This window comes from Ruminococcus sp. OM04-4AA (genome assembly GCF_003462585.1).
Taxonomy (GTDB): domain Bacteria; phylum Bacillota; class Clostridia; order Lachnospirales; family Lachnospiraceae; genus Mediterraneibacter; species Mediterraneibacter faecis.
Genome location: NZ_QTZH01000074.1, coordinates 1 through 10082 on the forward strand (window position 1 = coordinate 1; position 10082 = coordinate 10082).

The 10082-nt window shown below is 43.0% G+C and carries 6 protein-coding genes; all 6 read right to left on the reverse strand.

Annotation, left to right across the window (positions count from 1 at the left end):
- On the reverse strand, positions 1 to 522 hold a 522-nt coding region (locus DXB52_RS14075), incomplete at its 3' end, for an RHS repeat domain-containing protein (protein ID WP_472520320.1).
- A gap of 231 nt (positions 523 to 753) precedes the next feature.
- A complete protein-coding gene (locus DXB52_RS14080; RefSeq protein ID WP_118107855.1) occupies positions 754 to 1137 on the reverse strand; it encodes a hypothetical protein in 384 nt (127 codons plus the stop codon).
- A 67-nt stretch (positions 1138 to 1204) separates the two neighbouring features.
- Complete coding sequence (locus DXB52_RS14085) at positions 1205 to 1504, reverse strand: hypothetical protein (RefSeq protein WP_118114125.1); 300 nt, start codon at positions 1502 to 1504, stop codon at positions 1205 to 1207.
- Positions 1505 to 1513: 9 nt separating this feature from the next.
- Positions 1514 to 4621, reverse strand: coding sequence for an RHS repeat-associated core domain-containing protein (locus DXB52_RS14090; RefSeq protein WP_118107860.1), 3108 nt, complete (start codon positions 4619 to 4621; stop codon positions 1514 to 1516).
- A 184-nt stretch (positions 4622 to 4805) separates the two neighbouring features.
- Positions 4806 to 5795, reverse strand: coding sequence for a DUF6560 family protein (locus tag DXB52_RS14095; protein ID WP_117787411.1), 990 nt, complete (start codon positions 5793 to 5795; stop codon positions 4806 to 4808).
- Between the two features lie 10 nt (positions 5796 to 5805).
- A complete protein-coding gene (locus DXB52_RS14100) occupies positions 5806 to 10029 on the reverse strand; it encodes an RHS repeat-associated core domain-containing protein (RefSeq protein ID WP_147343383.1) in 4224 nt (1407 codons plus the stop codon).
- Between the last annotated feature and the right edge of the window lie 53 nt (positions 10030 to 10082).

Sequence of the window (10082 nt, forward strand, 5' to 3'; positions counted from 1 at the left end):
ACCCTCCTGCTTTCCTACCCGGTGTCCCAGCCCGTTATACTGGTATCTTGCCTGTTTGCCTGCCGCATCCACCGCTTCTTCCAGACGGTTCATTGCTCCATAGACATACCGCTTCTTCCATGCCCCATTTTCAAGAATGGCGGTTAAGTTTCCTCTCTTATCATAACCGTACTCTTTGCGGATTTCCCCCTGTCTTTCGCTTACCATCTGGTTCAAGGCATTATACTGATAAGAGGTTTGTTCCCCGCTTTCTTCTTTCCATGTACGGTTTCCAAAGGCATCATAACCATAACGGTACTGTATCTCTCCGTCCTTTTGGATCTCTGACAGCCTGCCCAGTGCATCATACCCATAACGGTAGTGTCCGCTCTCACGCTCCAGCCCTCTTCTTTCCTTGGTGATTCCGGTCTTATTTCCCAAAAGATCATACAGATAGGTGTAGCGGTCAAGAATACCCTCCTGGTCTTGATGCAACAGTTCTGTCAGCTGGTCTTTTCTGTCATAATGGTAGGTCGTCCTCATTCCATTCGGGAAGTTCTTTTCCTTTAATCTTCCAAATGAATCATATCCATAGGTGATGATGCTGTCTCCCTCTTTCAGTTCTGAGAGTCTGACCTGTTCATCATAACCGTAATAGACCGTCCTACCATCGGGTATGTCATGCTTCGTCTCTCTCTTGCAGTTGAAACTGTTTGTAATTTAGGAAATATATCCATCAGGCATTGATAGATTTCCGGAGCTTTTATGTTTTCTCTAATATCTAATTTTCAACTGATCTATTATCTGTTGATAGGTAAAATCACTCCAATTTATCTTTTTTACTTTATCCTTCCATTCAGCTTCTAAATAAAACCAAAAATAATATGTTTTATTTTCTAATTTAACAGGAACTACTTCAGGTCTTATTCCATCAATTGTTAAACCTTCTACTTCTTGTCCAGCCCATGTTCCAAAATATATCGGGAATCCATCTTTCTCATCTTCCAATATATCAACTACTGTTTCCTTAATAATGAAAGCAACAACTGAATCATCAAAATCATATGTATAGTGGCTATTTTCAAATCCAACTTCTAAATTATAGCTTTCAATCCAATATGGTTGTGATATTTGATTATCTTTGATTTTAAAAATCATGTAGCAAATGCATCTGCTTTTACAGATGAATCATCCAAACCTTCCTCAGTTAACAAATAAAAATATATCAACCGATCTTCATATTTTTTTTGTATAATTTCCGTTGTCTGGGATCGATATGCCACATAATTTTCATTTTTTTAATAATACTAACATCCTGCTTAGCCTCGTCTAAAGTATCGTACCATTCTAAATCTTCTTCCATATTTATTGTAGAAGAGATTTGATTTCCTGATGAAACACTTATTTGATTTGGCACATCACTGATGTCAGATTTCTGATGAAACAGCCATATGATAATGCAGATAGTTAACACAATTATTAAAACAGATAATCCTATAAATACTATTTTTACTATTTTTTTCATTTTCAAATTTTATCCTCCACAAGTCGTCATCTGAGGTATACTATTAATAATCCATTGATAAAGGGACGGAGCTACCGTTGCAATATATGCGGCTAACGGTGCCAGTATAAAATCATCTAATACACCAATAATTGTTCCATCATCCAAAATTAAAATTACCATTCCTGTTACAGCAGCAGCAACCAACGCTACTTCTCCAATTTTATTCCATTTCATGAAATTCTTTTCATTTGCCAACGACCATGATATCTTACTTTTAGAATCAAAAACCTTACTATTTGGTAGAGGAATTGGTAAATTACCTGTATCTCCACCTGCAGCAACTAAAATATTCATTCCATTTTTATCGAATCCATATCCATATTCACTATATAGATTACTTTTTTTGTCTTTAATTATTATGGATTCTTTATATTTCCATGATGAAATATTCCATGATTCTCCCGATATACTTTGATTAAACAAATAGCCTGTTCCCGGAATCTCTACTCTCGCATTTATAGACCATCCTGCAAAATTTCTGATTTCTTTTCCATTTGTATTATTAACAACATATTTATTAACCCAAATATTTCCTCCTGTATGTTCTTTAACTTCATATGTATTTCCATATAAATCCTGCTTATACAATATCGTCGTTTCTCCATAAATATTAGAATTCCAAAACTTTTTTATAGCATTAGCTGTTTTTTCTATCCACTTCGGCCATGCCCCGTTCAGATCCACCAGCACCATCGGCATATTAAAGCAATAGGTATATCGGTTCATGCTAAACGGTTTCTCTATGACTCCGGCAATTACATCCTGCCCTACAAATCTGCCTGCTCTTGCATTGTATTCCCTTGCCTGCGCATAGTAAGTTCCGGCAACACTGTCTCTTTGGTATCCCGTATACCCAAATGGCTGGATTCCTCCCTGTATGTCATAAAGCTCTTCTCCAAATGCACCATAGCCATAAGTCTCCTGCAGGATTCCATCTTCTCCTTCTATCCGGATTGGGCTTCCAAGGTCATCCTGAAGGTAATAGTTCCTCCTGCCATTCTCTTCGTACAGTGCCACGTTCCCATCCCAGAAGTAAGTCTGGACATTGGTATCCTCTGTCTTTTCCAGCAGGTTATGGTATTCCTTCGTCAGGTCGATCAGATAGCTGATTCGTTTCATTGGTTCTTGATTTTCAGCTTCCTGCTTTCCTACCCGGTGTCCCAGCCCGTTATAGAGATAGTTGGCTTTTGCTCCACTTCCATTCACAGCCTGTTCCAGACGGTTGATGGCTCCATAGACATACTGGTTCTTTACCTGTCCATCTTTTAAGATCTGGCTTAAGTTTCCACGTCTGTCATAACGGTAGATTTCTCTGCTGACGCTTCCACCTGCATTCTGGTCTGTCAGACTTACCAGCTGGTTCAGGCTGTTATAACGGTATCTTATCTGTGTTCCCTGTTCCTCTTTTCCGGTACGGTTTCCAAAGGCATCGTAGGTGTAACGGGTCTGCCGGATACCGTCTTTGTGGATACTGGACAGACGCTCTAGCGCATCGTAACCATAGGTGTAAGCTCCGCTTTCTTCTTCCAGATTCCGTCTTTCTTTTGTGATACCAGTTTTATTTCCAAGCAGGTCATACTCATAGGTATAACGATCCAGTATACCTTCCTTGTCAGTATGCAACAGTTCTCTTAACTGGCTCTTTTCATCATACGCATAGGTCGTCCTCGTTCCATTCGGGAAGTTCTTTTCCTTTAATCTTCCAAATGAATCATATCCATAGGTGATGATGCGCTCTCCCTCTTTCAGTTCTGAGAGTCTGACCTGTTCATCATAACCGTAATAGACCGTCCTACCATCCGGGTATGTCATGCTTCGTCTCTCTCCTGCTTTTCCGTAGGTGTAAGCGACTTCTTTTTTGTCCGGATAGGTGACCTTTACTGCCCTTCCCAGTGCATCATTCTGAATCTTTGTAAGTCCAATCCAGTCCTGTACTTCCATCAGCTGTCTGAGCGGGTTATAGGACATCTTGACTTCTCTTCCATCTGCATACTGGATCCCGGAGACATCCCCCTGCTTTGTATATACATACTTTGTCAGATATCCTTCCTTATCCAGCTTGCTTAATAACTGTCCTTTTGGATCGTAAGTATAGGCTTCCTTCTGTCCCAGAGCATCGGTAATACCTGTCACTCTTCCCCTTAAATCTCTGGTATACCGGGTCACCTGACAGAGCCGGTTTCTGCCATTTTGTTTTTCAGCTTCTAAAAGTTCTGGATCCAAACACCATGTTGAGAGGTTTTCCTGTCCTGTTTCTTCCTGCTGTGTTAACAGGCTTCCGTCTGCACCATACTGGCGGATCTCGATCAGCCTGTCGCAGAGGTCATAGCTGTATTCGGTTTCATTTCCGAATGCATCTGTGACTTTCTTTAACTGTCCGCTATAAGTGTATTCGTACTTCGTCACGTTTCCTTTTCCATCTGTCATGGACGTGACATTGCCAAGGGCATCATAGGTATAGTTCTTCTTTTCCCCATTGTTTCCCTGTATCTCCGTAATTCTGCCCATGCAGTCATAGAAATAGCTTATAACAAATCCCGTTGCATAAGTATGTGTCCTGACATTCCCTGCAGCATCGTAGGAATAGGATTCCTCTGTCCCGTCCGGGTTCTGGATCTTCTCAAGCAGTCCTCCTAGATAATACCTGTATCTGGTGGTTCTTCCTGCTTCATCTGTCACGCTCTCCAGATCTCCAAGAGCGGTATAGGTATAACTTCTGCTCTCTCCTAACGGATTCGTCTCTTTCAGGAGATTCCCCGCTGAGTCGTATTCCATCTGCACCACATTTCCAAGGGCATCTTCGGCACTGATCAGGTTTCCTTCCCCGTCATACGCATACCGGTAATGCAGTCCCTCTTCTCCTTTGACCTCTGTCACCCTTCCAAGAGCGTCATATCCGAAGCTTGTCTGCCCTCCGTTTTCATCTTCTTCCGATATCCGGTTTCCATTGGCATCGTAGGTATAGCGTACCACAGCGCCGTCTGCATATTTGATTCTTCCAAGCAGGTTCTCCTGATTATAGATATAAGTCGTCTTTGCTCCATTCGGTTCCGTGATCCGTGCCAGGTTCCACATGCTGTCATAGGTCAGGAGGGTTTCCCTTCCCTCTTTATCAATAACCTTGCTTGGGCGGTTTAAGACATTATATTCCCTTCGGATGCTTTCCCCGTCAAAGTCCGTTACCTTTGTTACTTTTCCGCTTTTTTATCCGAATAAGTACTGCTTCTTCTTTATCCTAATCTTCCACATTATTTATCAATCACATTACAGATATTTTTTCATCCTTTAATCTCATTAGCAAAACTTCTACATTTTCATTATATCTGTCTATTTTTATTGGTTTTTCTCCTTTTACATAAATAATTATGTACTCCTTTTCTATTATACTTTTGTGTTGCTCAACCTTTGTAATCTCTTTAAATTCAACTGTCCGCATTTTCTTTAGAAAATCTTTCTTATAAAGTTTGTCTTGTACTTCCAGTTGATCATACCAATAGACACCGCTGTAATAAAGCAACAGTAAATCTATCACTCCCAGCAACAGATACATCCAAATTTTCCCATCTCGAGTCAAAAATAATACAGTTGTAAAAAAAGTATAAATGCAGAAACCTATGATAGGCAATATTTTCCGGATAATCATTGGCTCTACGATGCAGTGCTCTTTCGTAGATGGAATCAATTCTTCTTCATCTATCCCCCTTTTTTTCAAAATAATTAGTAAATCATAAACATCTCCTTCTGCATCCATTTCATACTGGAATATCTTTTTCTCCCCCTGATAAAAGCGATATTGATTTCTTCTCTTTCCTACGCATCTTGTAATATCTTCAATTCTATATTTCCTTGTAATTCCTAATGCAGAACGGTAGATAATCTCTTGTGTGTCATATTCTATCTTCCATATGTATCCATATAATGTCAGAACAATTCCTAATACTGTAAATCCTATAGATACCAACAAACAAATCAACATAAAATAACAATTTTCTATCTGTTGAACAAATTCCCATTTGAAGATCTGACTTAAAATAAAAGCAATAGTTGTACAACCAAAAAATATTCCGCATGGTAATCCTACTTTCAAGATGCTGGGTGCTGTAATTATATATTTTTTTGTCTGCTTTCTGGATTTCTGCTTTTTTGTTACCTCAACGTCTTTCTGTTCCTTATATTTTTTCATAGCGTATTCAGCTATTCTTATGGATAAAAGAATGCTGATTACTGGTACAAGTTCTTTAATATTCATAGCTGATCTCCTATCCCATTACTCCACAAATTTCTAACGTTTCTTCACCATCTTTATCGACCTTAATATTGTTGCTTAATATCGACATTATCCAATCATCACTGTTTTCTATTGGCAAAAAATCTTTTAACATATCTTTAATATATCCTTTTATATTTGCATGCCCTTTAATTACATATATGTCAGTTTCATACTCCAGCTGATTAGCAAGTAGTTCTTTACTATTTCCAACTATTGATGATTGAGCGTATTTTTTTAATAATTCTTTGTGTTTTAAGGCATACGAACTATCAACTCTTCGTCTGAGTCCGCTTGGAGTCTTCCCACTTGCTTTTATTTCATCTAATACTTTTTTTCTCGCATCTCTTGTCTTTGCATTTGCAGATATTTCCTGAGCAGTCGGTGTTTTTCCTGCCTTAGCATTTCGTATATTGGTAAATTTATATGCAATCCCACCAACAACACCACTAACCATCGCATCTTCTGCCACCTGTCCTATATCTATTTCCCCACTTTCTCCATACTGCTTCAACGCACTGTTAATTCCTCCTCCAACTCCAGCCGATAATCCTACAGCTACTGATCCTACACCCGGAATCGCACTTACTCCTGCAACAATTCCGCCTTCAATAGCACTTCCAAAAAAAGAACCAACATTAAATTTTTTCTGTTTTCCTCTCGCAATATTTATCCCTTGCGATATTAAATTTATTCCTGCTCCTACACCTGCTCCAATAGCTGCTGTAGCTAAAATCGCTGTTATCAGAAATTTTCCATTCAGATCAATGTATGCTAACGGGTTTTCAGCACAGTATTGATACCTGTTAATAGAGTAAGGGTGTCCCGTAACCCCGCCTACGAAATCTTCACTAACAAATCTTCCGACTTCCGCCTGATACTCCCTTGCCTGCGCATAGTACGTCCCTGCTATACTGTCTCTCTGGTAGCCTGTATAGCCAAATACTTGCAGAACTCCCTGGTTTCCATACAAATCCTCTCCAAAGGCTCCGTATCCATAGGTTTCTCTGGTAAGTCCACTTTCATCTTCAATACGAAGTGGGCTTCCTAGCTCATCCTGCAGATAGTAGCTTCTCTTTCCGCTTTCTTCAAAAGCTGCCACATTTCCATCCCAGAAGTAAGTCTGGCTAATGCCATCTTCTGTTTTTTCCAGAAGGTTGTGGTACTCCCTTGTCAGATCGATCAGATAATCAATCCTGCTGTCCGGCTTCTGGCTTTGTCCGCTCAGCTGCTTTGTTGGGTCTAAGGATATTTCTTTTCCTACCCTGTGTCCCAGTCCATGATACTGGTACTTTGCGGTCTCTCCAGCAACGTTCACTGCCTCTTCCAGACGGTTTAGCGCTCCATAGACATACCGGTTTTTCACTGTCCCGTCTCTTATGACTTGGCTTAGGTTGCCTCTCCTGTCATACAGATAGGTCTCTCTGCTGGTTCCTTCCTGCGACTGGTCTGTCAGGTTTATCAGCTGGTTCAGCGAATTGTACCAGTAAGAGGTCTGGTGTTCTTCGCTTTCCTTTTTTATCCGGTTCCCAAAGGCATCATAGCGGTACTGTGTCTCCAATACATTGTCTTTCCTGATGCTCTCCAACCTGTCCAGCGCATCGTATCCATAGGTATAAGTGCCGCTTTCTTTGGTCAAGCCTCTTCTTTCTTTTCTAATCCCGGTCTTGTTTCCCACAAGGTCGTATGTATAGGTATACCGGTCCAGGATTCCTTCTTTGTCCCGGTGTATCAGCTCTGTCAGCTGGCTTTTTTCATCATACTTCCAGGTCGTGCTTGTCCCGTTCGGGAACTGTTTGTTCTTCAGCCTTCCCTGTTCGTCATAGCCATAGGTGATGACACGGTCTCCCTCTTTTAATTCGGAAAGGCGCAGCTGCTCATCATAGCCATAGTACACCGTCCTGCCGTCCGGGTAGGTGATGCTTCTTCTTTCCCCTGCTTTCCCGTAAGTGTAGGAGACTTCCTTCTGATCCGGATAGGTCACTTTCGTGGCTCTTCCCAGGGCATCATTCTGGATCCTTGTCAGTCCCAACCAGTCCTGTACCTCAATCAGCTGGCGCAGCGGATTATAGGAGAGCTTTACTTCCCTTCCGTCTGCATACTGGATCCGGCTCACATCCCCCTGCTTTGTATAGGCATACTTTGTCAGGTACCCGTCTTTATCCAACTTCCCAAGGAGCTGCCCCTTAGGATCGTAGGTATAAGCTTCTTTCTGTCCCAGGGCGTCTGTGACTTCTGTTACCTGTCCCCGCAGGTCTCTGGTATACCGGGTGATATGGCACACACGGTTTCTTCCATTTTTCTTTTCCGCTTCCAGAAGCGCTTCGTCCATGCCGGATACCTCTGTATCTCCCTTCAGGCTTCCCTCTGCACCATACTGGCGGATCTCTGTGAGACGGTCACAGGCATCGTAACGGTACCGGGTCTCATTCCCCAATGCGTCCGTGACTTTCAAAAGCTGGCCGCTTAAGGTATAGGCATACCGGGTGGTATGTCCCTTCCCGTCAGTCATAGAGGTTACGTTTCCAAGGGCATCATAGGTATAGGTCTTTCTTTCTCCCTCACTTCCCCGGATCTCTGTGATACGGTCCATGCTGTCATAGGTATAGGTCAGGGTGAACCCTGTGGCAAGGGTGTGGCTTTCCAGATTTCCGTTGGCATCGTAGGCAAAGGCTTCCTCTCTTCCGTCCGGATAGCAGATGGCTTTTAACTGTCCGCCCGGATGATAGCTGTACCGGATCCTTCGCCCTGCCTCATCGGTAATGCTTTCCACATCCCCTAAAGGGGTATAGGTGTAGCTTCTGCTCTCCCCAAGGGGGCTGGTTTCCTTCACCAGATTCCCGTTGGCGTCATATTCCATGGATACGGTGTTCCCAAGTGCGTCCTCCGCATGGATCAGGTTCCCTTCCCCGTCATACCGATAGGCATAGTGGAGTCCTTCTTCCCCGTTTACTTCCACCACTCTTCCAAGGGCATCATAAGTAAACCTTGTCTTTGCCCCGTTCTCATCCTCCTCCCCGGTGCGGTTCCCGTTGGCATCATAGGTATAGCGCACTTTGCTTCCGTCTGCATGCTTCACCCGGCTTAACAGGTTATGTTCATTATAGATATAGGTGGTCTGTCCTCTGTCCGGTGCCGTCACCCTTGCCAGGTTCCACATGCTGTCATAGGTAAGCAGTGTTTCCCTTCCCTCTTTATCAATGGCCTTGCTTGGGCGGTTTAAGACATTATATTCCCTTTGGATGCTTTCCCCGTCAAAGTCCGTTACCTTTGTTACTTTCCCGCTTGCATTGTATTCGTAGCTCTGGCTGTTCCCTTCTGCATTCTCGATCCGGGTCACATTGCCCATGATGTCATAGGTGTAACGGGTAACATTCCCTTTTCCGTCTATACTTTCTGTCATCCGGTTCAGGTCGTCATAGGCATAGCAGGTCCTGTTTCCCTGTGCATCCCTGAGCTCCGTGATATTGCCTCTGTCATCATAGCTTAAGCGCACCAGACTTCCGTCTGCCTGCCGGATCTCTTCCGGGCGTCCCGCTTCGTTATACCGGATCCCGGTCTCATTTCCCAGGGCATCTTTGGTTTTTACAAGCCGTCCCTGTGCATCGTATTCCCCGCACAGTTTTTCCTTTCCGTTTATCCTGATCCCGGTTGGCTCGTTCTTTTCTCCATACCGGATTTCCGTCTTATTTCCAAGGGCGTCGATCACACGCACCAGATTTCCTGCCGGATCATAGGCATACTGGGTTTTATTCCCCAGGCGGTCCACATATAAGGTCTTCTGATTGTTCTGGTTATAGGCAAAGCGTTCCTCCCCGTTGCTGTGGATATGCTTGATATCCCGGTACTTATCATCGTGGACATAAACCACACGGCTTCCGTTGCGCTCGGTAAGCTCCACTGTTTTCTTTTCCTCATCATATACATAGGACATTTGTGTCCCGTCCGGGAACTTCTGCAGCGTAGTGCGGTTCTCCTCATCAAAGAAGTTTTCTACTGTCACGATCCCCCTTGGGTTCTCCACCTGCTCCAGTTTTCCCTGCGAGGTATAACCGTAACGGAAAGCATTCCCGTCCGGAAGTGTGGCTTCCTTCAAAAGTTCTCCCTGATACCTGTATGCCACACCTCTTCCTGTATGGTCTTCTACACGCTCCAGCATGCCCTCTGTGTCATAGAAAAAGGCAAAGAATTCCCCGGTCTCTTTTTGGACCTTCACCAGACGAAACGGTGCTTCCTCTTCATAAGCAAACGTGATACGGCTACCCGTAA

Excerpts from the sequence above, each read along its gene's own strand:
- DXB52_RS14080 (WP_118107855.1), bottom strand. The coding sequence starts at position 1,137 with ATGATTTTTAAAATCAAAGATAATCAAATATCACAACCATATTGGATT.
- DXB52_RS14085 (WP_118114125.1), bottom strand. The coding sequence starts at position 1,504 with ATGAAAAAAATAGTAAAAATAGTATTTATAGGATTATCTGTTTTAATA.
- DXB52_RS14090 (WP_118107860.1), bottom strand. The coding sequence starts at position 4,621 with ATGTGGAACCTGGCACGGATCACGGAACCGAATGGAGCAAAGACGACT.
- DXB52_RS14095 (WP_117787411.1), bottom strand. The coding sequence starts at position 5,795 with ATGAATATTAAAGAACTTGTACCAGTAATCAGCATTCTTTTATCCATA.